The sequence below is a fragment of the Hymenobacter metallicola genome (genome assembly GCF_004745645.1).
Taxonomy (GTDB): Bacteria; Bacteroidota; Bacteroidia; order Cytophagales; family Hymenobacteraceae; genus Hymenobacter; species Hymenobacter metallicola.
Genome location: NZ_SRMB01000001.1, coordinates 1,239,343 through 1,259,889 on the forward strand (window position 1 = coordinate 1,239,343; position 20,547 = coordinate 1,259,889).

General features: G+C 58.9%; 21 protein-coding genes. 13 read left to right on the top strand and 8 right to left on the bottom strand.

Going from position 1 to position 20,547, the window contains the following annotated elements; genetic code table 11:
- Positions 1–25: 25 nt before the first annotated feature.
- The 3 genes from porT to E5K02_RS05245 form a co-directional block, all read right to left on the bottom strand.
- The gene (gene porT / locus E5K02_RS05235) at positions 26–829 is read right to left on the bottom strand and encodes a type IX secretion/gliding motility protein PorT/SprT (protein ID WP_135392754.1); all 804 of its coding nucleotides are present in this window, start codon (positions 827–829) and stop codon (positions 26–28) included.
- The gene (gene ubiE / locus E5K02_RS05240) at positions 778–1,503 is read right to left on the bottom strand and encodes a bifunctional demethylmenaquinone methyltransferase/2-methoxy-6-polyprenyl-1,4-benzoquinol methylase UbiE (protein ID WP_135392756.1); all 726 of its coding nucleotides are present in this window, start codon (positions 1,501–1,503) and stop codon (positions 778–780) included. Before ubiE ends, porT begins: the two co-directional genes overlap by 52 nt.
- A 128-nt stretch (positions 1,504–1,631) precedes the next feature.
- Entirely contained in the window at positions 1,632–3,893 is a 2,262-nt protein-coding gene (locus E5K02_RS05245) for an OmpA family protein (protein ID WP_167856290.1), read from the bottom strand.
- Between the two features lie 444 nt (positions 3,894–4,337).
- Here E5K02_RS05245 and yihA point away from each other — a divergent pair, with 444 nt between their 5' ends.
- From yihA to E5K02_RS05260, 3 genes are all read left to right on the top strand, one after another.
- Positions 4,338–4,955, top strand: a complete 618-nt coding sequence (gene yihA, locus E5K02_RS05250; protein WP_135392758.1) for a ribosome biogenesis GTP-binding protein YihA/YsxC — start codon at positions 4,338–4,340, stop codon at positions 4,953–4,955.
- 75 nt (positions 4,956–5,030) lie between these two features.
- Entirely contained in the window at positions 5,031–5,513 is a 483-nt protein-coding gene (locus E5K02_RS05255; RefSeq protein ID WP_135392760.1) for an energy transducer TonB, read from the top strand.
- 31 nt (positions 5,514–5,544) lie between these two features.
- Positions 5,545–6,180 carry a DUF5606 family protein gene (locus E5K02_RS05260; protein ID WP_135392762.1) on the top strand — a complete coding sequence of 212 codons (636 nt, stop codon included), beginning with the start codon at positions 5,545–5,547 and terminating at the stop codon, positions 6,178–6,180.
- 69 nt (positions 6,181–6,249) lie between these two features.
- Here the strand turns inward: E5K02_RS05260 and fbp are convergent, their stop codons facing one another.
- Positions 6,250–7,272: a class 1 fructose-bisphosphatase gene (fbp, locus tag E5K02_RS05265; protein WP_135392764.1), complete on the bottom strand. Its 1,023-nt coding sequence runs from the start codon at positions 7,270–7,272 to the stop codon at positions 6,250–6,252.
- A gap of 83 nt (positions 7,273–7,355) precedes the next feature.
- On the opposite strand from fbp, the gene E5K02_RS05270 reads away from it, so the two are divergent.
- The 6 genes from E5K02_RS05270 (at position 7,356) to E5K02_RS05295 (ending at position 13,430) form a co-directional block, all read left to right on the top strand.
- Positions 7,356–8,651 carry an aspartate kinase gene (locus tag E5K02_RS05270; RefSeq protein WP_135392766.1) on the top strand — a complete coding sequence of 432 codons (1,296 nt, stop codon included), beginning with the start codon at positions 7,356–7,358 and terminating at the stop codon, positions 8,649–8,651.
- A 102-nt stretch (positions 8,652–8,753) separates the two neighbouring features.
- Positions 8,754–9,218: a Fur family transcriptional regulator gene (locus E5K02_RS05275; RefSeq protein WP_167856291.1), complete on the top strand. Its 465-nt coding sequence runs from the start codon at positions 8,754–8,756 to the stop codon at positions 9,216–9,218.
- A 124-nt stretch (positions 9,219–9,342) separates the two neighbouring features.
- The gene (locus E5K02_RS05280) at positions 9,343–9,978 is read left to right on the top strand and encodes a peroxiredoxin (protein WP_135392770.1); all 636 of its coding nucleotides are present in this window, start codon (positions 9,343–9,345) and stop codon (positions 9,976–9,978) included.
- Positions 9,979–10,165: 187 nt separating this feature from the next.
- Positions 10,166–11,419 (top strand): 3-deoxy-D-manno-octulosonic acid transferase, encoded by a 1,254-nt coding sequence (locus E5K02_RS05285; RefSeq protein ID WP_135392772.1) that lies wholly within the window; start codon positions 10,166–10,168, stop codon positions 11,417–11,419.
- 72 nt (positions 11,420–11,491) lie between these two features.
- Positions 11,492–12,418 (top strand): ribosome small subunit-dependent GTPase A, encoded by a 927-nt coding sequence (gene rsgA / locus E5K02_RS05290; protein WP_135392774.1) that lies wholly within the window; start codon positions 11,492–11,494, stop codon positions 12,416–12,418.
- Between the two features lie 112 nt (positions 12,419–12,530).
- Complete coding sequence (locus E5K02_RS05295; RefSeq protein WP_135392776.1) at positions 12,531–13,430, top strand: NAD(P)-dependent oxidoreductase; 900 nt, start codon at positions 12,531–12,533, stop codon at positions 13,428–13,430.
- A 74-nt stretch (positions 13,431–13,504) separates the two neighbouring features.
- Here the strand turns inward: E5K02_RS05295 and E5K02_RS05300 are convergent, their stop codons facing one another.
- On the bottom strand, positions 13,505–14,137 hold the full coding sequence (locus E5K02_RS05300) for a fasciclin domain-containing protein (RefSeq protein WP_135392778.1): 633 nt from the start codon (positions 14,135–14,137) through the stop codon (positions 13,505–13,507).
- A gap of 208 nt (positions 14,138–14,345) precedes the next feature.
- On the opposite strand from E5K02_RS05300, the gene E5K02_RS05305 reads away from it, so the two are divergent.
- From E5K02_RS05305 to E5K02_RS05320, 4 genes are all read left to right on the top strand, one after another.
- Positions 14,346–14,804: a peptidylprolyl isomerase gene (locus E5K02_RS05305; protein ID WP_135392780.1), complete on the top strand. Its 459-nt coding sequence runs from the start codon at positions 14,346–14,348 to the stop codon at positions 14,802–14,804.
- A 241-nt stretch (positions 14,805–15,045) separates the two neighbouring features.
- Positions 15,046–15,969, top strand: coding sequence for an alpha/beta fold hydrolase (locus E5K02_RS05310; RefSeq protein WP_135392782.1), 924 nt, complete (start codon positions 15,046–15,048; stop codon positions 15,967–15,969).
- A gap of 29 nt (positions 15,970–15,998) precedes the next feature.
- Entirely contained in the window at positions 15,999–16,511 is a 513-nt protein-coding gene (locus E5K02_RS05315) for an RNA polymerase sigma factor (protein WP_135392784.1), read from the top strand.
- On the top strand, positions 16,501–17,100 hold the full coding sequence (locus E5K02_RS05320; protein WP_135392786.1) for a hypothetical protein: 600 nt from the start codon (positions 16,501–16,503) through the stop codon (positions 17,098–17,100). The genes E5K02_RS05315 and E5K02_RS05320 overlap by 11 nt, the downstream gene beginning before the upstream one ends.
- A 704-nt stretch (positions 17,101–17,804) precedes the next feature.
- Here E5K02_RS05320 and E5K02_RS05325 read toward each other — a convergent pair.
- The 3 genes from E5K02_RS05325 to E5K02_RS05335 form a co-directional block, all read right to left on the bottom strand.
- Positions 17,805–18,491: an aspartate/glutamate racemase family protein gene (locus E5K02_RS05325; protein ID WP_135392788.1), complete on the bottom strand. Its 687-nt coding sequence runs from the start codon at positions 18,489–18,491 to the stop codon at positions 17,805–17,807.
- A gap of 89 nt (positions 18,492–18,580) precedes the next feature.
- Positions 18,581–18,772 carry a CPCC family cysteine-rich protein gene (locus tag E5K02_RS26220; protein WP_206025941.1) on the bottom strand — a complete coding sequence of 64 codons (192 nt, stop codon included), beginning with the start codon at positions 18,770–18,772 and terminating at the stop codon, positions 18,581–18,583.
- Positions 18,773–18,858: 86 nt separating this feature from the next.
- Positions 18,859–20,382, bottom strand: coding sequence for a sigma 54-interacting transcriptional regulator (locus tag E5K02_RS05335; RefSeq protein ID WP_135392790.1), 1,524 nt, complete (start codon positions 20,380–20,382; stop codon positions 18,859–18,861).
- Positions 20,383–20,547: the final 165 nt, after the last annotated feature.

Below are 20,547 nucleotides of genomic sequence, written 5' to 3' on the forward strand. Positions count from 1 at the left end.
AAAGCTCCCCGGCGATAAAGCCGGCTTATTCAAAATTCAGATACAGCGTAACGGTGTTGCTTTTCAGGCTCTGCAGGCTGGTGCTGTAGACATCCTTATTGGGTTGCAACAGATTGTTGAGCCCGTGGGAAAAGCGTAGCTCGGGCCCAAACTTGAAGAGTGGGTAAAACAAGTCGAGCCCGACGCCATACTCAATAGCAAAGTCGTTGCTGGAAGCCTGCAGACGGTTGCGCAACGGGTCCTTGCGCCGGTTGCCCACGTTCACACTCGACCGGACGCCTCCTATCATGTACACCCGGGTGTTGCGCCGCCGCTCCGAGTGAAATTTCACCAACAGGGGCAAATCAATCTGGGTGCCGCCCACTTCCTGGGTAAAGATGGAGTCGGCGGGCTGGTAACCGTAGGGTTTAAACTCGATGCGCCGCGTCATAAAACTAACGCCCGGAGTGAAGCGCAGATTAAAATAATCGGCCAACCGCACGTCGCCGATAAAGCCTACCGACAGGCCCGGGCTCACCAGCGCATTGGCCGAAACACCCCTGCCATTCTGAATGGCCTGAATGTAGGCCGGCGACTGTTCGAGCTTGTAGCGCGAGAAGTTCGGCGCAATGTAGAAGCCCGGATGAAACCATTTATCATCGTAGCCCGGCAGGTTGTTCACCGTAATGGATTTCACCTGTCCGCGGCCACCTCGGCTGGCACTCGTCTGGCTTTTTTTCTGGGCAGTTGCCGTACTGGGGGCCAAGCCCAGCAGCAGAGAGGCCACGGCCAGCGACGCTACTTTTGCGCCGTGTAAATCGAGCTTATACCGAAAGTGAGGGGTTGCCATGAGGGATTTTTAAAACCAACCTGCGTGAGAATGGCCATGAAATTCTGGCCATCCGGGAAAGCCTGCACCGACTCGGGCAAGTAGGTGTAGGCGGCGCGGTCCTTGGAAATCAGTTTACCAAACACCGGCAGAATATGCCGGAAATAGAAGTTATAGGCCTGCTTCATCGGAAAGGCGGTGGGCTTGGAAAACTCCAGGATAACCACTTTACCACCCGGGCGCAGCACCCGCTGCATTTCGGCCAGGCCTTTCTGCAAGTTCTCAAAGTTGCGTACTCCGAAAGAAGCCGTTACGGCGTCGAAGTGATTGTCCGGAAACGGCAGGTTCTCCGAGTCGCCAAGCTCTAGCTGGATGCGGTTGGCCAGCCCCTTTTCCAGGAGCTTGCGCCGGCCTACCTCCAGCATGCCTTCCGAAATATCCACGCCTGTCACCTTGGTTTCCGGCGACAGGCGCAGGCTCTCAATCGCAAAGTCGGCCGTGCCGGTCGCAATGTCCAGAATCCGGGCCGGCCGCAGGTTCTTCAGCTCGTTCACCGCCTTCCGGCGCCAGTAGATGTCGGTGCCGGCGCTGAGGAAATGGTTCAGAAAATCGTATTTACCAGCAATGCTGTTAAACATCTGGGCTACCTGCGACTTTTTGCCGGCAGCATCATCTTTGTAGGGAACAACGGTCATACTTCTAAAACGAAGAACGAAGACTTAAGGGCAGAATTGCCCAAACATAACGCTAGCTGCGGCATTATGTTGAAAAAAAACGGGCCGGGCGAAATGCCCGGCCCGTTTTACACTGGTCAGAAGACGGCTTAGTCGTTGTCCGTCTTCACTTTGGTCTTTTCGCCGTTGGCGTCTTTGGTCTTGGCATCAATAGCACCGTCCTTGGTCTTCGTTTTCGACTCTTCGCCGGCGGCACCCTTGGTTTTCACCTTCACTTTATCGTCGTCCTCGTCCACTTTGGTTTTCACCTTGGTGCCATCGGCCATTTTCACCTTGCTTTTGCCAGGGGTCAGCGGCACGCTGGTGCGGGTGCTGCCCGAAGTGCTGCTGCCCGTTGTGGTGCTACCAGCACCGGATGTACCCGTACCGGCGGCGTTCATCTTGGGCATGGCCTCGCCTTCCTTCAGAATCACGCGGAACTCGACGCGGCGGTTGAGCTGCATGTTTTCCGGCGAATCGTTGGTGGCGGCAGGCTTCCGCTCGCCGTAGCTAACAGTGGTCAAGCGGGTTTCGGCAATACCGTTTTTCTTCAGGTAGTTGTAGGCCGCATCGGCGCGGTTCTGACCCAGTACCATGTTGTACTCGTCGGTGTTGCGCGAGTCGCAGTGGCCTTCAATCGAGATGTTCACGCCGGGGTTAGCCTTCAGGATACCGCTGATGTTGTTCAGCTCCTTAATGGACTCGGGCCGCAGCTTGTACTTGTCAGTATCGAAGTAGATCTTCTTGAAAGCAAACATGCTCGTACCCGTCGTATCGATATACGGCACGTAGAAGTTCTTTTCGATTACCGTCGAGTCGTTGGTCGAAATCGGCACGGCAAACTCCTGAGTTTCGATGCTCTTGCCATCCTTCGATACGGCTACCTGGTAGGTGCGGCCCGAGAGCACGCTTACCTGGTAGTCGCCGGTTTCGGGCTTGGTCACGTCGCGGTAGCTCAGCGCCGTTTTGTCGGCCTGGGTGCCCGAGAATACCAGCTCCACGCCGGGGATGATGGTGCTGTCGCGCTGCGAATAGACCTTGCCGCGGATGATGGCGTTCTTGATGTAGTTGATGGTGTAGATGTCTTTCTCACCGTAGCCACCGATGCGGTAGCTGGAGAGGTAAGCATAGCTGCCATCGGGGCTCAAGCGGTAGTACGTATCATCGTCGGGCGTATTCACGGGGTAGCCCATGTTCTCGGGGCGGCCCCAGGTGCGGCCTACCGAGTCAAACTCCGACTTGAAGATATCGTAGCCACCCATCGTGTTGTGGCCGCGGGAGCTGAAGTACAGCGTCTTGCCGTCTTTGCTCAGGAAGGGGCTGTCGTCGTCGTAGGGCGTGTTTACCACGTTGCCCAAGGACTTGGGTGTGCCCCAGTCGCCGCCCGGAGTGCGGGTAGCGTAGTAGATATCCAGGGTGTTCTGCTCCGAGAACTTGCTGGTTGAGAAGTAAATGGTCAGGCCATCGGGCGTGATGTAAGCATCCGACTCAAAGGCAGAAGAGTTGATGTTCTTGTTCAGCTTTTTGGGCTCGGTCCAGTCACCACCGGTTTTCTCCGAGTAGAAAATGTCACCATTCTCATCCTGACGGTACATCAGCATTTTGGTGTCATTGTCGAACACCTGAATGGAGGCATCGTGGCCTTTGCCGTTCAGGGCGCCGCTCAGCGAACGGGGCTTTTCCCAGTTCTCGTCGTCGATGCGCTTGGCTTCGAAGATGTCTTCGTAGTACTCACCGTCGGCGGCTACGCTCTTGTTCTTGGGGTTAGCCGTCGAGCCGGTAGCCCCGGTTACGTTTTCACCACGCGAGGTAAAGAGTAGCAGCTTATCATCGGCCGAGATTACGGGGCTGTGCTCCGAGAAGGCCGTGTTGATGGTGGGGCCCAAGTTCTTGACGAAGATATCCTTGGGGCTGTTGAATTGAATCTTGGCGTTTTTGCTGTGCTGAATCAGCTGAGCCAAAGCCGCTTTACGGGTGTCCTTCTTTCCCAGAGTCGTGTTGTAGGCCTGGAAGTGGGCAATTGCCTCGTCGAAGTTGTAGTTCAGGTGGTCTACTCGGCCGAGCCAATACTCCACGTCCTTCGACACCTTGGGCTTAAGGCGTTGAGCTTTGTAGATGTAGTCGCTGGCCTTTTCCTTGTCAAAGGACATGTAAGAAATACCAGCCCGGAACAGGGCCAGCGCATTGTTCGGCTCCTTGGCCAACACCTGCTCGTAGAAAGGGATGGATGCCCGGTAGTTCTCTTGGTCAAAGAACTTGTTTGCAGTCTTTAGCGTCTTGCGGGTGCTCTGGGCCAGCGCAGGCTGGGCCACGGCCGCGGCAAGAGCGAAGGTGCAAGAGGCTTTCAATAACCTTCTGACTAAGTTGTCCATTGTAGGAGGGGGTTTGAGAATAAGGAGTTGCAGGGAGGTTTGCAGAAAAAGGAACCGCCAATTGCGGCTGCAAATTTTTAAGAGTTGCCTCTTATACTGAAAACCTGTTCCAGGGTTAAGCCTGCCAGCCGATTTTTCTGGCCTAAAGCGTTAAAAAATTACTATTCACGCTTTTTATGAACCAGCTTGGCACTACGGAACTAGGCAAGTTGTGGGCAAAGATAGAAATTTTATAATACGACCTTAGCCGTATCCAATTGTAAAGAAGTTTTACATAATCCCGAGCGAGAAAACGTTTCTCTGAGCACTGTACCCGAATAGGATGCAAACCGCGCAAATATAGGTGTGCTTTGTAAACTACAAGGATTTCCCGTAAAAATTTATGACTGAGCCGGACCCGCGCAGATCTGCTACCTTTGCGGCCGTACCCCACGTTTTTGGCTTATGATTATCCGCGAGGCGAAATTCCTGATGAGCAATTCGCGCGTTGACCAGTGTCCGGCGCCTACCCTACCCGAATACGCCTTTATTGGCCGTTCCAACGTGGGTAAGTCGTCGTTAATAAATATGCTGACCGACCACAAAGGGTTAGCCAAGACCTCGTCTTTACCCGGCAAAACCCAATTAATCAATCATTTCTTAATTAATGATGCCTGGTACCTGGTCGATTTGCCCGGCTACGGGTATGCCAAGGTCAGCAAAGAGTCGCGGGCTACCTGGGGCAAAATGATTAGCTATTATATGCGGCACCGGGAAAATCTGGCCTGCGTATTTGTGCTAATTGACTCCCGCCACGCTCCCCTTGCGCCGGACTTGGAGTTTATGGAAATGCTCGGGGCCGAGGGCATTCCTTTTGTCATGGTTTTCACAAAAGCCGATAAGCAGTCGACGTCCCGCACCCAACAGAATATTAGTGCGTATCTGCAGAAAATGCAGCAAACTTGGGACGAGCTGCCGCGTCATTTTGTTACATCGGCTGAGGAGAAAACAGGCCGGGAAGATTTGCTGAGTTTTATTGATGAAATAAACCGGCAATTAGCCCAGCAAGCGGAGAATGCGTAGATTGGCCCTGTAATTGCCAAGCTCACCGGCCAACAATTCGCCTCTCATTTCCCTGTTTTTCTCCCTGGTTTTTCCATGAAAAAAATCCCATTTATTCTGGCTCTTGGCCTTCTCGCCGGTACTTCGACGGCCTTTGCCCAAAAAACGAAAGTAAAGGTTAAAACCGACGGCCCCGTGCCCGAGGCTACGACCCCAGCCACCGATGCTGCACCGGCCGCCGCGGCTCCTGCCCACGTCAAAACTATTCCGGTAGCCGAGTATTACGAAGGCGGCCAGGAAGCCATGTATGCCTTCATTGAGAAGGAATTGAAGTACCCGGTGATGGCGCGTCGCAACCGGATTCAGGGCAACTGCATCGTCAGCTTCACCCTGAATACGGACGGCACCATGTCGGGTATCAAGCTGGTGAAGAACATTGGGGGTGGCTGCGGGGAAGAAGCCTTGCGCGTGGTGCGCCTGCTCAAATTCAAAAAGCCCGACTACGCTGTGCTGACCAGCCTACCCGTCACCTTTAAGCTGTCCGCGCCCGGCCAGGCAGCCGCAGCTCCGACCGAATAACATTGCATTTTCTTACCCAACCCTTTTTTCTATGCCCTACGACCTCAAGGAAATTGCCGCTATCAGTGGAATGCCCGGTCTTTATCGGCTGGTGCGTCCTACCCGGGCCGGCGTCATTGTAGAGTCGCTTGATGAACGCGGCACCCGCTCGGTAGCTTCGGCACGCAACAAAGTTTCGTTGCTGCAGGAGATTTCCATCTACACCCAAGACTACGACCAGACCATTCCGCTGACTGAAGTATTTGACCGGATTTACCAGAAGCATGGTACCGATCTGGCCATTACCAACAAGTCGGACGACCGGGATTTGGCCTCTTTCATGGGCGAAATTATTCCCGACTACGACCGGCAGCGGGTGTACATGTCCGATATCAAGAAGCTCGTATCGTGGTACAAGGCCGTAAGCAGCCGCCTGGAGTACCAGGCTGCCGAAGCTGAGCAGCCCGCCGCTGAAACCAGCACTGAACCGGCGGAGCAAGCCGCGCCCAAGGCCCAGAAGAAAGCGGTTACCAAAGCGTCGACGGAGGCCGGTACGCAGCAGGAAGAACCAGCCGCTGACGAAGCCCTGAGCACCGCCGGTATCATTCCAACGGAACAGGAGGCAGCTGCTCCCGGCAACCCAGAGGCCGCTACCTCAGCTAAAAAAACCAAGAAGAAAGCCGAGTAGGTTTTTCGCTGGTAAATACAAAAAAGCCTGGCTGATGCAACAGCCAGGCTTTTTTGTTGGGTATGCGGCTTACAGCGAAGCTACCGCATCGGAATACTCAGCGGCCAGAAATTCCTCGGCTTTTTCGACCAGCTCGGTTGAGCCGATAAACAGCGGGCTCCGGTCGTGCAGGCCTTTGGGCTCGATTTCCATGGTGCGGCTGCGGCCGTTGCTGGATTTGCCCCCGGCCTGCTCGACAATGAAAGCCAGGGCATTGCATTCGTACATCAGCCGGAGCTTGCCGTTGGGGGCCTTCTTGGTGGCCGGATACATGTAAATGCCGCCCTTGAGCAGGTTGCGGTGGAAATCGGCTACCAACGAGCCGATGTAGCGGGCCGAGAAGTTCTGCTGCTTGCAATACGCCACAAAGGCGGCCGTGGCTTCGGAGAAATGCTCCGAGCTGCCTTCGTTAATCGAGTAGATGGCGCCGGTCTTGGGGGTGCTGATCTGCGGGTGCGACAGGAAAAATTCGCCCAGAGAGTTTTCGTAGGTGAAACCGTTCACGCCGTTGCCGGTCGTGTATACCAGCATGGTGCTCGAGCCGTAAATCACGTAGCCAGCGGCGACCTGATGGGTGCCCGTTTGCAGGCAGTCCTGCTCCGTGCCTTCGGTGCCGGTGGGCGACACGCGGCGGTAGATGCTGAAGATGGTGCCGATGCTGACGTTGACATCAATATTGGACGAGCCGTCGAGCGGGTCGATGGCCACCACGTACTTGCCCTGGTTGTTGCCGGTCTGAATCATGTCCTCGTCTTCCTCGGAAATGATGGTGCACACCTCGCCCCCGTTGCGCAAGGCCCGGATGAAGCGGATGTTGGCAATGACGTCGAGCTTTTGCTGGTCTTCGCCCTGCACGTTCTGGTTGCCGTAGGCCCCGGCAATATCAATCAGGCCGGAGCGGTTGATTTCGCGGTTTACAATCTTGGCTGCCAAAGCAATATCGCGCAGCAGCTGCGAGAGTTCCCCGGTGGCGTAGGGGAAGTCCTCCTGCTTGCGCATGATGAATCGGTCGAGGGTGGTACCGACGGGGAGAGCCAGTTTATTGTGGTCCATAGAGTGGGTGGGTGAGCAGTTGTTCTGGCCTACAAAACTAAGGTTTTTCGCCACATCTGCGGGCTGCTGCCTACTTTTGGCCCATGCAGGAACCTCATTCCCTACAGGTCTATAAGTTCGGCGGCGCCTCGGTGAAAGACGCGGCGGCTATCCGGAATCTGGTCCGTATCGTGCGCGGGCAGGCGGCCCACTCCCAGCTGCTCATCGTGGTGTCGGCCATGGGTAAAACCACTAATGCCCTGGAAGAAATCTTCCAGCTGGCCTTTACGGCCCAGGAGTATGGCCCCCAGCTTCAGGCGCTACGCGGCTTTCATACCGGCGTCGCCCAGGAGCTGTTTGGGGGACAAGCGGCAGAGCACAGGCAGCTCCACCAGCTCCTGGAGCAACTCGACCAGCTCCTGGCCAGGCTCCAGCAGGAACCCCAACCAGCCGACAGCTTCGACCAGCACTACGACCAAATTATCAGCTTCGGCGAGCTGCTGGCGACCTGCATAGTGGCCCGGGCCCTGGAGGCCCAGTGGCTCGACTGCCGCCCCATGCTGCGTACCGACCACACCTGGCGCGAAGGCCGCATCGACTGGCCAACTACCGAGTGGAACGTGCGCGACCAGCTGCCGCCCCTGTTGCAGCGGGGTCCGGTCGTGACGCAGGGTTTTTTGGGCGGCACCCCGAGCGGGCACACCACCACGCTGGGCCGGGAAGGCTCCGACTACACCGCCGCCATTTTTGCCTACTGCCTGCAGGCGCAGGCCGTGACCATTTGGAAGGATGTGGCGGGCCTGCTCAACGCCGACCCCAAGTTTTTTGCCGACACGGTTCGCTACCCGGAAATAAGCTACCAGGAAACCATTGAAATGGCCTACTACGGGGCCTCCGTGATTCACCCCAAAACCATCAAGCCCCTGGCCGTGCGGCGCATTCCGCTGCTGGTGAAGTCTTTTCTCGACCCCACGGCCGAGGGCACCCGCATCGGTGACTGTCGGCACGAGCTGCTGGCCCCGGCCTTTATTCGCAAGGACGCACAGTGCCTGATTTCGTTTGAGTCCAAGGACCTGACCTTTATTTCGGAGGAAAACCTGGAGGAGATTTTCGGCGCCCTAGCCCAGGCCCGGCTGAAAATCAACATGATGCAGAACTCGGCCATTTCCTTTTCCGTCTGCACCGACTTTTCGGCCTACCGTCTGGAAAAGCTGCTGGGCCAGCTGCGCGACCAGTTCACGATTCACTACAACACGGAGCTGGAGCTGTACACCATCAAGAACTACGACAGCGCCAGTGTGCGCCGCCTGACCGACGGGCGCGAACTGCTGCTGGAGCAACGCACCCGCCAAACCTTTCAGTTCGTGTGTCGGAGCGCGGCCGTTGCGGGCCTGATCTAGACACTGGCACCGGCCGCGAGAAGTTGATTTTGAATTCAATTTTAAACCTTTTTGGCAGGCAACGGCTTCTCTAATTACCTTTGTGGAGAATCATTCTTACCTGTGACATCTTTTTCTGACCATACTCTTTCCCCTGCCTGCCAGCCCGACCGGGCCGAGCTACGGCAGCGTTTGGCCAAGGCGGGGCTGCGGGCCACCACCCAGCGCATCCTGATTCTGGAGAGCCTGCTGCTGCTACCGGGCCACCCGACGGCCGAGCAGGTGCACCGGCAAGTGGTGCTGACCGAGCCCACGGTGTCGCTGGGCACCGTTTACAAGACCCTGGACAGCTTTGTGGCCGCCGGCCTGACCAAGCGGGTCGCCGCCGCCGATGGGGCCTGCCGCCGCTACGATTCGGACTGCAATGCCCACCATCACCTCTACTGCACCGATACCAAGGAGATTATTGACTACAGCAACCCCGAGCTGGACACGCTGATTCGTGAGTTCTTTGCGACCCACGGCCTGGGCAATTTTGAGCCCCACTCCTTTTCGTTGCATATCGCCGGTTCCCGAACTTCCTCTTAGTAGTGCTTGGCACCGGAGCGGGCAGCTGATGGGCAGACCTTTGTTCGCCCATTCTGTGCTCAGCGTGGCCTCACTACGTTCTCTTATCTGACTTTTCCCTTTTTCCATTTTTACACTTCCTACAATGGCAGTTCTCGTTGGTAAGCGTGCTCCTTCTTTCAAGGCTACGGCCGTAATTGATGGCGAATTCGAAGAGGATTTCTCTTTGGACCGCTACTTGGGTAAGAAGCACGTTATCTTCTACTTCTACCCCGCCGACTTCACATTCGTGTGCCCCACCGAAATCATTGCCTTCCAGGAGCGTCTGGCCGATTTCGAAGCGAAGGGCGTAGCCATTGTTGGCTGCTCGACGGACACGCACTTCTCGCACTTTGCCTGGCTGCAGACGCCCCGCGACAACGGCGGCATCGAGGGCGTAACCTACCCGCTGGTAGCCGACGCGACCAAAACCATTGCCGCTAACTACGACGTGCTGGGTGGTCACTACGACTACAACGAAGCCGGCGAAATGACCTTCGTAGGTTCGCCCCTGGCCTACCGGGGCCTGTTCCTGATCGACAAAGACGGTATCGTCCGTCACCAGGTCGTAAACGACGGGCCGCTGGGCCGCAGCATCGACGAAGCTATGCGCATGGTAGATGCTCTGCAGTACTTCGAAGTAAAAGGCGAAGTATGCCCCGCTAACTGGGAGGAAGGCAAAGAAGCCATGCAGGCTACCCGCGAAGGGGTGGCAAACTACCTGGGCAAGCAGGCCCACTAAGTGCAGGGCCGGGTAAGCTACCTCCAGTGGGTAGCGCCGGCCGCCCGAAAGCAACTTCTAGCAAGAGCCTCAACCAGCCGGTTGGGGCTCTTGTCGTTTGTCGGCGGGTAAAAGCCTATTTTTGCCGAAAGTTTGCGCTGGGCCTTCCCAACCTCGGCACGCTGCCCCTTCTACCTAAGCTAAACCGTTGCGTTTTCTCTATACCATTGGCCTCCACCTCTACGCCCTACTGCTGCGGCTGGTAGCACCCTTCGTGCCCAAAGCCGAGCAGTGGATAGCGGGGCGCCGGGGCCTGCTGGAACACATCCGCACCACGCTGCACGACGACCCGGCGCCCCGGGTCTGGTTTCACTGCGCCTCCCTGGGCGAGTTTGAGCAGGGCCGCCCCCTGATGGAAGCCTACGCCCAGCAACACCCCCAGCATAAAATCGTGCTGACCTTTTTCTCCCCCTCGGGCTACGCGGTGCGCCACAACTGGCCGGGCGCCGACTATGTTTTCTACCTGCCGCTGGATACCCGCGACAATGCCCAGGAGTTCCTGGACGCCGTCCAGCCCCAGCTGGCCGTGTTTGTGAAATACGAATTCTGGTACTACCTGCTCGACGGCCTGCGCCGCCGCCGGGTGCCGACGATTTGCGTATCGGCCATTTTCCGGCCGGGCCAGGTGTTTTTTCAGCCCTGGGGTGGTTTTTACCGTCGTATGCTGCAGTGCTTCACCCATATTTTCACGCAGAATGAAGCCTCGGTGCAGCTGCTGCGGCAGGCCGGTATTGGGCAGGCCAGCGTGGCCGGCGACACCCGCTTCGACACCGTAGTGCGCACAGCCTCGGCTCCGCCCCGGGAGTTGCCCCTGGTCGATGCGTTCACCGATGATTGGGTGCCGGTTTGCATTGTGGGCAGCAGCTGGCCCGAAGACATGCCCGTGCTAACGCCCCTTTTGCAGCAGTACCAGCAGGAGCTGCGCTTTATCGTGGCCCCCCACGAAATCAGTGAAACCAACCTGCGCCTGGTGGAAGAAGCCCTGCCCGGCCAGGTAGTGCGCTATTCCCAGGCCCAGGCCGCGACGGTGAGCCAGGCGCGGGTGCTGCTGATGGACAATGTGGGCCTGCTTAGCCAGCTTTACCGGTTCGGGCACTTTGCCTACATCGGCGGGGCTTTTGGCAAAGGGCTGCACAATACGCTGGAGGCGGCCGCCTTTGGCCTACCCCTCTTCTTTGGCCCAACCTACGGCAAGTTTCAGGAAGCCCTGGACCTGGTGGAGATGCGGTGCGCCTTTCCGGTGCGCACTGCCCAGGAGTTGAAAGACGCCTTTGCGCCCCTCTTTCGCAACGAAGCCGCCCGCCTCGTGGTGCAGGACCTCAGCCTGGAATATGTTCACCAAAAGGCGGGCGCCACGGCCCTCATCATGCGCTGGCTCGAAGGGCAAGGGGTGAAGCGGTGAGCCAGCGCCATGCCAGCACCCGCGCCGCTTCCGCCCTTTCTTCCCATTCAACCACATTAGCACATTATTCCCATGACCGGTATTGTAGTTAAATCGACGGGCTCGTGGTATCTGGTGCGCGAAACGGCTACGGGCCAGTTGCACCGCTGCCGGCTGCGGGGCAAGTTCAAAAACAAGGGCCTGAAGGTAAGCAACCCGCTGGCCGTCGGCGACCAGGTGGAGTTTACCGTGGAAGAGCAAACCGAGGGTGCGGGCGTAATTCACCACATCGAGCCGCGGCGCAACTATATCATTCGCCGCTCGGTGCACAAGGCCGAGCACGCCCACATTGTGGCCGCCAACCTGGACCAGGCCCTGCTGGTCGTCACGCTGGTGTCGCCGGCTACCTCGTTCGGGTTCATCGACCGGTTTCTGGTGACGGCCGAGGCCTACAGCATCCCCGTGACGCTAATTTTCAACAAGACGGACCTCTTCGATGAGGACCTTTCCAGCTACCAGGACCAGGTGCTGAAAATGTATACCCGCACCGGCTACCCGGGCCTGCGCTGCTCAGCCCAGTCGGGCGAGGGCGTGGCCGATGTGGACGCCCTGCTCGATGGCAAAGTTTCCTTGCTGTCGGGGCACTCGGGCGTGGGCAAAAGCACGCTCATCAACGCCCTGGTTCCCGACCTGGACCTGAAAACGGCCGAAATCAGTGAGTTTTCGGACAAGGGCGTGCACACGACCACCTTCGCCGAAATGCTGGAGGTGCGCCCCGGCACCTACCTGATTGATACGCCCGGCATCAAGGAGCTGGGCTTGGTCGATATTGCCCCCGGGCAGCTGGCCCACTTTTTTCCCGAAATGCGCGCCCTGCTCAACCAGTGCCGCTACCACAACTGCCAGCACGTGCACGAGCCGGGCTGCGCCGTGCGGGAAGCGGTGGAGAAAGGCAAAATTGCCCTGCCCCGCTACGACAGCTACGTGAGCATGCTCAACGACGACGACAACCGGCACTAGGCCTTGCCCCACTAGCTCAACCGCAAGTTTTCGGCGCAAAACCCAACCAAACTACCCTCTCCGGCGAATACCGGGGAGGGTTTTTACTTCCCACTCCTCAACCTGCCCGACCATGCCTACTGCCACACCACACGTCGCCTTTATTGGGCTCGGCAACATGGGCCACGCTATGGCCCAGCAGCTGCTGCAGGCCGGCTACCCACTTACGGTGTATAACCGCACGGCCGCCAAAGCCGCCGACCTGGGCGAGCGAGGCGCGGTAGTAGCCGCCACGCCGGCCGCAGCGGTGGCCGAAGCTGCTTTCGTCTTCACAATGGTAACGGATGACGCGGCCCTGCGGGCGGTGACGACGGGAAAAGAGGGCCTGCTACAAAACATGCCAGCCAAGGCCGTGCACATTTCGTGCAGTACCGTGGGTCCCGAAACCACCCGGGAGCTGGCCCGGGCCCATTACCGCCAGGGCTCCCGCCTGATTGCCGCTCCGGTATTCGGCCAGCCCGAGGCGGCCCGGGCAGCCAAGCTCTGGGTGTGCACCAGCGGCTCGGTGCCGGCCAAGCAGGACCTGGGGCCGCTGCTGGCTACCTTTAGCCAGGGCGTGCATGACTTCGGCAAAGACACCGGGGCGGCCAATGTGGTCAAGCTCTGCGGCAACTTCCTGCTCGGCGCCGCCATCGAAGCCATGTCGGAAGCCTTTGGCCTGGCCGAAAAAAGTGGCCTGAGCCGCCAGCAGGTGTACGACATGCTCACCAGTACGTTGTTCAACACCCCGGTGTACCGCAGCTACGGCCAGGTACTAGCGACGCAGGACTACAAGAATTTGGGCTCAGCTCCCTACGTGCTGCGCAAAGATCTGGACTTGGTGCAAACCGAGGCTCACGAGCTTGGGGTAAGCATGCCTTTTGCCAGCATCATCCGCAACCATTTGGCGGCCACCGTAGCCCGCCCGCCCGGCCAGCACGACTGGACCTCCTTTGCCCAGCGCGTAGCGGCCGGGACGGGGCTGGTACGGTAAGCGGACCGTTCAGGCACAAAAAAAGCCGTCCTGCTTTGCTCAGCAGAACGGCTTTTTTTCTCATTACCCGGGCTCTACAAGTTCGGAGCGGGGGGCAGCAGCACCTGGTCTACCACGTGGGTAACGCCGTTGCTGGAAATCACGTCGGGAATCTGGATGGTGGCATTGTTCACCATGATTTTACCGCCCTTCACCGAGATTTTCACTTTCTCGCCATTCACGGTCGTCAGCTCCTGTCCGTCTTTCAGGTCGGAAGCCACGAGGCGGCCGGCAATGACGTGGTAGGTGAGCACGCCCTTAAGCTTTTCCTTGCTTTCGGGCTTCATCAGGCCGGCCATAGCGCCTTTCGGCAGCTGTATAAAGGCGGAGTTGGTGGGAGCAAAAACCGTGAACGGGCCGGGGCCGCTAAGCGTACCACCCAAATCGGCCGCCGATACGGCCCGTACCAGCGTGCTGACGCTGGTAGCCTGCACGGCATTCTGGATAATGTTCTTGTCGGGGGTCATGGCTACGCCATCAACCATAACGCCTTCGGGCTTGGCCATACGAGCTGAGTCGGAGAGCATGGCGGCCGAGTCGACGGTGGCAATGGCTTCGGTTTCGGCCGTGGCTTTTTCCGTGGTTTTATTGTCGTTGCAGCTGCTCAGGCTGGCGCTGGCCAGGGCGGCACAGAACGCCAGGGAGGCGTTTCTCAGGGTCTTTTTCATGGGTTGTGAACGGGGTTAGGAAGTGGCTGGGGAAAGTACTGCGGCAATATCGAAATATTCATCTTCCAACATTGTTGCAGGATTGTACGGAACCCTGAGCCCGAACGGATGTTTTGCCCGCAGCCGAATTGGTTACCTTTGCCCGCGCCCGAAACATTTTTCACGGTCTTGCGCTTTAAGCAATCCACCTATTCCCCTTTTCCAACGCATGAAAACTGCCGAAATCCACACCACGCACGGCGTGATGAAAGTTGAATTCTTCGAGCAAGATGCTCCCAATACGGTGAAGAACTTCACCGACCTGGCCCAGAAAGGCTTCTACGACGGGCTGAAATTTCACCGCGTGATTCCCAATTTCGTGGTGCAGGGTGGCTGCCCCAACACCCGTGAGGGCGCCAAAGGCATGCCCGGCACCGGCGGCCCCGGCTATAAAATCGACTGCGAGCTGACCGGCGGCAACCAGTACCACGACCGTGGCGTGCTGAGCATGGCCCACGCCGGCCGCAACACCGGTGGCAGCCAGTTCTTTATCGTGCACAGCCGCGACCAGACCGCCCACCTCGACCGCAACCACACCGTGTTCGGCAAGGTGGTAGAAGGCCTGGACATTATCGACCAGATCAAAGCCAACGACGAGATTAAGAAGATTGTGGTAAACGAGGCCTAAGCCTGCTTTCCCTTTCTCAAGCAAAGCCCCAGCTGTCCTTGGCGACGGCCGGGGCTTTGTGCGTCTGGCCCCGGCCAAGCTCGCTACTGCCCGGGGCTAGGTGGTCAGGATCGGTGCTTCTCCCGCTGGGCCGCTTTAGCGGAAAGCACGCGGGCCCACTGGAAAAATATTTTTCAGTTTACCTGTAACAACCCGCTCCCACCGGCATCAGAAAGACAAAACCACTAAACCTTTCTGCGCTATGAAACGCTTCCTGCTGCTTGCCTGCCTATCGGGGTTGCTGAGCTTGGGCTGTGCCGCCCAACCCGCCGCTACCAACGTCCCCGAGGCTATTCGGGTGGAAGTAACGGGCAAAAAGAATGGCCGCCCGCTGCTGCTGGTACCCGGCTACGTGGCCCCGGGGGAAGTGTGGCGCGAAATAGCCGCTGAGCTGGGCCGGCGCTACCAGTGCCACGTCGTGACGCTGGCCGGTACCGGGGGAATGGCCCCGCTGACCGTGGCTCCTGGTGCCTCCTACTACGCCACCTACGCCCGGGCCCTGGCCGCCTACGTGCAGCAGCACCACCTGCAAAAGCCCGTGCTGGTGGCCCACCAGACTGGCGGAATGATGGCGCTGCGTGCCGCCACCGACTTCCCCGAGCTGTTCGGCGGCCTGATCCTGCTGGAAGCGCTGCCCGCGCCCTTTGCCGTGCACAATCCCCGCCTCACGCCCGATTCACTGAAGCTGCCGGCCCGGGAGCAGCTGCTCAGCCGCCTGGTGAGTATGGCTCAGGGCACGTTTCTGCAGCAGCAACAGATGTTTATCAGCACCTGGGCTACTGATACGCTGCAGCAGCGCCGCCTGCTGGGGTGGGCTGCCCAGGCCGACCGCACCACCTGGGCCAACATCGTGTACGAGAGCATGACCACCGACCTGCGCCCCGCCCTGCCCCGCCTGCAAGTGCCGGTGCTGCTGCTGGGTATCTGGGTGGCCGGCAAAGCCGTGAAACCCGACCTGACCCACGCCCAGGTGCAGCCCTTGTTTGAGCGGCAACTCGCCGGTGCCGGTGCGGGCGGGGAAGTTCGCCTCCACGACACGGCCCGGGAGTTTATCATGCTCGACGACCCACGCTGGACGCTGACCAACATTGAGCAGTATCTGGCCGCTCATCCCAGCAAACGCTAACTTCCGCCCGGCTCTCCTAACTGCTGCGCATGTCAGCCGCCACTACCGCCCTGTTTGACGAGTTGTACCAGTCGCACCAGCGGCGGGTGTGGCGCCTATGCCTGGGCTACTGTGGCGGCGACACCGAGCAGGCCGACGACTTGCTGCAGGAAGTCTTTTTGCGGGTGTGGCTCAACCTCGACCGGTTTCGGCACGAGGCCGCCCTGAGTACCTGGCTTTACCGGATTACGGTCAATACCTGCCTGCAATGGGTGCGCCAGACCAAGCGCCGGCCCGATACCCCGGTGCCCGTGCTGCCCGAGCAGCCCGCCCCGCCTCCCGACCCCCAGGCTGCCCAGCTGGCGCGCCTGCACCGGGCCCTGGGCCAGCTGCCCGAAGCCGACCGCCTGCTGATGATGCTGGTGCTGGACGAGCAGCCCTACGCCCGCATTGCCGACATCTGCGACCAGACCGAGGGCAACATCCGGGTGCGCCTGCACCGCATCCGCCAGCGCCTCACCCAGCTCCTGCACCACCTACCCGACGAAGACGATGCTGCCTGACTTTCCCGACTCTGACCCCGCCGACGAGGCCCTGCGCCGCCTCTGGCAAGCCGCGCCCGCGCCGGAAGCCCTAGTGCCGGCCGCCGAGCAGCGCCGCCAGCTGGCCAGCCGCCGCCGTAATATCCTGTTGCGCAAGTTCTTTACCCTGCTCTGCCTGCTGGCAGCACCGCTGGCGATGCTTTGGGTTTGGCTTACGTCCCCGGTGGGTGCCCTGGGCGCGGCGGGCCTGCTGCTGACGGGCGGGGCCTTGCTGGGCGCTATCTGGCGGCAGCAACGGACCCTGCGCCTATTCTACACCTTCCCGGCGCGGGAAACCCCGCCAGCCTACGGGGCCCGACTGCGCCGCTACTACCAGTGGCAGCAGCGCTACGGCCTGCCGTTTTACCAAGCCTACGTCATCCTGTTGAATACGGGGCTGGCGCTGTTTTTCATGGACATCTACCGCGGGCGGCCTGCCTGGCAACTGGTGCTGCCGACCGGTCTGGCGTTGTTGACCGTGGTAATGATTCGCCGCTTCAGCCACCACCACGTGCAACGGGAGCAGCACCAACTTGAACAACTGCTGCGGGGCTTAGACGGCTTGGCCTAGTCGAGTAATGGTTGGGCCCTATTAAACACAGCAAAGCCGGCTGAGGAGTCAGTCGGCTTTGCTGTGTTGCGCAGGTCAGGTGTGTAAAAAAACCGGTAGTTATTTCTCTTTGAGAAGAGCAGCGGCCTACCAGCGCTGAAAAAACCAACGCGTGTTGTTGGCATTGTATTGCTTGTAATTGGGCCGGTGCACAGTGGGCCGACCCTTGCTCACGCTCCGCACGAAGGGTCCACGACCCGCTGCTGCGGCCGGTGCACTCGGCACCAACAGGGCTACCAGAAGAAACAACGAAGCAAGACGAGCGAGGAGCGAAGTAAACATGGCAGAAAAAGGTTGGAGCGAAGAGTTGTTCGAAGTCTTTCCGAGTCCTGTTGGGCCGTTGGAATGATACAAAGCAACACTACCGGTTCCCGCCGCGGAAAAAGTTTCGCCCGATGGCAGCCTTTCTTAGGTGAATGAACGGTTTTACTGTCTGAGTGGATTACAGAGGCCTGAAATACAGCCAGAAAACGGCTCAGCCACCAGAACGAAGCCCTACTTCGCACCCTGCCGCAGAAGCAGCATAAACTCACTTCGGCTGCTCGACCAGCTCCCGGCCCGGTGGGCAGCCTTGTTCACGCTACTACGAAGCGGAGCAAGGCCCCTTGGCTATACTTAACCGGTACGCAGCATCCGGTTTGACTACCAGCAGCGGCCGAGCCCGCTCACGATACAATATAGTCTACGATAGCGGCTGCGTGAATTTGTACCGTGTCGAACACGGGCACGGAAATATCGGCCTGACTAATAAGCAAGGGAATTTCGGTGCAGCCTAAGACGATGGCCGTGGCTCCACTGCTTACCAAATCCTGCACAATGGAGAGGTAGCGGGCTTTGGTTTCCGGGTTGATGATTCCCCGGCCCAGTTCCTCTTTAACGGTATGCTGCACGTAGTCCCGGGTGTGCTGCGCGGCGGGTGTCAGCACGGTGATGCCAAAGGCTTCCAACCGGTCCCGGTAGAAGGGCATTTCCATCGTGAATTTAGTTCCCAGCAGCCCAATGGTGGCATGGCCGGCCTGCTGCAGGGCCTTGGCCGTTTCGGTGACAAGGTGGATGAAGGGCAATTGCACTTCCGCTTCCAGCCGGTCGGCAAACAGGTGGGCCGTATTGGCGCACAGAGCAATGGCCTCAGCATCGGCGCGCTTCAGGCTGAGGCAGGCGTCGCGCAGCAGCTCGTAGGCATGCTCCCAGGTGACGGCCTGCACATCGGCAAAGTTGAGGGAGTAAAGGAGCAGCTCGGCGTAATTGAGCCCGCCCAGCCGGCCGTTCACGCCCTCGTTGATGAGCCGGTAATAGTCCAGGGTTGAAACCCAGCTGATACCGCCGACTAGCCCGATTTTCTTTTGTTTCATGTATCCAACCGCCTTGCTGGTGAGCTGCAAGCTTACGCATAATAGCAAAAAGCCCCGCGCACCTTTCGGCACGCGGGGCTTAGTATGCGTTAATCAGGCTTTTCATCCGGCAAGGGAGCCCGCACTAGTCGCACGAACTGCCTATCCATCGCGCCAAACTCTTGGAAATTAACGCGGCTTTGCAAGAGACTAACTGTGTTTGGACCACCCTCACCTGTATCAGGATCCTCAAGGCTGTTAAGTTGAAACTTATCATCCTCCCAGAAGCAGACCTGACATATTTCATTCTCTTACGGCACGCGAAAGGTGAAAAAGCCGCAGCACGGACACTGGTAATTACCGGTTTTGTTCTGCGCCCGTAACATACCTACCGGCGGCGGCGGGGCTTCTGGTCTTCCTCGTCCTCGTCATCCTCCCCGCCGAAGCTGGGCATGGTGAACATCGACGACAAGAGGTCCTTGAACTGGGTACCGCGCGTGACCCGGTTGCGCGAAATCAGGCTGTGCTCGGCCAGGCCGTGCAGGCAGAATTCCATCAAAAACCAGGTCGTGTCGGCGTCCTCGTTGGGATGCAGAAAGGTCACGATGTTGCGCAGACCGGGCACCTGCTCCAGGGCGGCGTGGTAGTCCTTGTCGGAGGCGTCGTTGAGCACGTCCACGGTGTTGCCGGCCCCGAACCAGTCCTGTACCTCCTTGTAAGGGTTCGGAATGTTCTTCTTTTTCTTCTGCTTGTCGGGGTCGGGGAAGTAGTTGAGGAACAAGGTGCGGATGGCTTTGCCCATGAGCTTCTCGGCCACGATACCAGCCCCCTCCTGCTCGCCTTCGTAGACCAACTCCACCTTGCCCGTAAGGGCGGGCACGGCGGCCAGGAAGTCGGCGATGCGCACGTAGGTTTTCGTTTCGCCGTTGATCAGGGCGCGCCGCTCGGCGGCACTCACCAGGCTTTCGTAGGCGGCAATGGTCAGGCGGGCCGACACGCCGCTCTTGGCATCGACGAACTCCGAGCCCCGGGCCTCGACGGCCACCTGCTCCACCAGGTCGTGCACGATTTCGTTCGAGGTCACCATGCCCTTCTGCTCGGGCTTGATGCGGGCCTCCTGCTTGGTGATACGCTTGCCGATTTCGATGCTTTTGGGGTAGTGCGTGATAATCTGGGAGTCAATCCGGTCCTTGAGCGGGGTCACGATGGAGCCGCGGTTAGTATAGTCCTCGGGGTTGGCCGTAAAGACGAACTGGATATCCAGGGGCAGGCGCACCTTGAAGCCCCGGATCTGGATGTCGCCTTCCTGCAGAATATTAAAGAGTGACACCTGAATGCGGGCCTGCAGGTCGGGCAGCTCGTTAATGACGAAAATGCCGCGGTGCGAGCGAGGAATCAACCCGAAGTGAATTACCCGCTCGTCGGAGTAAGGCAGCTTCAGCGTGGCCGCTTTGATGGGGTCGGCGTCGCCGATGAGGTCGGCTACCGATACGTCGGGGGTGGCCAGCTTCTCGGTGTAGCGCTCCGAGCGGTGCAGCCAGCTTACGGGCGTGGCGTCGCCCTTCTCGGCAATCAGGTTTTTGGCGTAGATGCTCAGGGGCTCCAGCGGGTCGTCGTTGAGTTCGGAGCCTTCCACGACGGGGATGTACTCGTCGAGTAAGTCCACCATGAGGCGGGCAATGCGGGTTTTGGCCTGGCCGCGCAACCCGAGCAGGTTGATGTGGTGCATGCTCAGAATAGCGCGCTGCAGGTCGGGAATCACGGTTTCCTCGTAGCCGTAGATGCCGGGAAACACCTCTTCTTTGGCCTGGAGCTTGGCAATCAGGTTGTCGCGTAGCTCCTGCTTCACGGAACGGGGCTGGTAGCCGGACTTTTTCAAGTCGCCGAGGGTACGGATGTCAGTTGATTTCATATCGGGGATAGGGAGTATGCTGTACCTACGCAACAACCGGGGCGGTAGGCGCTAGGGCTAGGCAATCAAAAAGTACAACTACCCAAGGGGGTGGTTGGTTCGGATCATTCTTTTTCGGCCGGTACTAAACGCAAAGGAGCATCATGCTTGCTTTGGCGTCTGTCA

What these genes read in the sequence shown, in the direction of transcription:
- E5K02_RS05295 (WP_135392776.1), top strand. Translation starts at nt 12,531, where the DNA reads ATGCCTACTGCCACACCACACGTCGCCTTTATTGGGCTCGGCAACATG.
- E5K02_RS05335 (WP_135392790.1), bottom strand. Translation starts at nt 20,382, where the DNA reads ATGAAATCAACTGACATCCGTACCCTCGGCGACTTGAAAAAGTCCGGC.
- fbp (WP_135392764.1), bottom strand. Translation starts at nt 7,272, where the DNA reads ATGGACCACAATAAACTGGCTCTCCCCGTCGGTACCACCCTCGACCGA.
- E5K02_RS05310 (WP_135392782.1), top strand. Translation starts at nt 15,046, where the DNA reads ATGAAACGCTTCCTGCTGCTTGCCTGCCTATCGGGGTTGCTGAGCTTG.
- E5K02_RS05245 (WP_167856290.1), bottom strand. Translation starts at nt 3,893, where the DNA reads ATGGACAACTTAGTCAGAAGGTTATTGAAAGCCTCTTGCACCTTCGCT.
- E5K02_RS05260 (WP_135392762.1), top strand. Translation starts at nt 5,545, where the DNA reads ATGCCCTACGACCTCAAGGAAATTGCCGCTATCAGTGGAATGCCCGGT.
- ubiE (WP_135392756.1), bottom strand. Translation starts at nt 1,503, where the DNA reads ATGACCGTTGTTCCCTACAAAGATGATGCTGCCGGCAAAAAGTCGCAG.
- E5K02_RS05320 (WP_135392786.1), top strand. Translation starts at nt 16,501, where the DNA reads ATGCTGCCTGACTTTCCCGACTCTGACCCCGCCGACGAGGCCCTGCGC.
- E5K02_RS05315 (WP_135392784.1), top strand. Translation starts at nt 15,999, where the DNA reads ATGTCAGCCGCCACTACCGCCCTGTTTGACGAGTTGTACCAGTCGCAC.
- porT (WP_135392754.1), bottom strand. Translation starts at nt 829, where the DNA reads ATGGCAACCCCTCACTTTCGGTATAAGCTCGATTTACACGGCGCAAAA.
- yihA (WP_135392758.1), top strand. Translation starts at nt 4,338, where the DNA reads ATGATTATCCGCGAGGCGAAATTCCTGATGAGCAATTCGCGCGTTGAC.
- E5K02_RS05255 (WP_135392760.1), top strand. Translation starts at nt 5,031, where the DNA reads ATGAAAAAAATCCCATTTATTCTGGCTCTTGGCCTTCTCGCCGGTACT.
- E5K02_RS05270 (WP_135392766.1), top strand. Translation starts at nt 7,356, where the DNA reads ATGCAGGAACCTCATTCCCTACAGGTCTATAAGTTCGGCGGCGCCTCG.
- E5K02_RS05305 (WP_135392780.1), top strand. Translation starts at nt 14,346, where the DNA reads ATGAAAACTGCCGAAATCCACACCACGCACGGCGTGATGAAAGTTGAA.
- E5K02_RS05325 (WP_135392788.1), bottom strand. Translation starts at nt 18,491, where the DNA reads ATGAAACAAAAGAAAATCGGGCTAGTCGGCGGTATCAGCTGGGTTTCA.
- rsgA (WP_135392774.1), top strand. Translation starts at nt 11,492, where the DNA reads ATGACCGGTATTGTAGTTAAATCGACGGGCTCGTGGTATCTGGTGCGC.
- E5K02_RS05300 (WP_135392778.1), bottom strand. Translation starts at nt 14,137, where the DNA reads ATGAAAAAGACCCTGAGAAACGCCTCCCTGGCGTTCTGTGCCGCCCTG.
- E5K02_RS05280 (WP_135392770.1), top strand. Translation starts at nt 9,343, where the DNA reads ATGGCAGTTCTCGTTGGTAAGCGTGCTCCTTCTTTCAAGGCTACGGCC.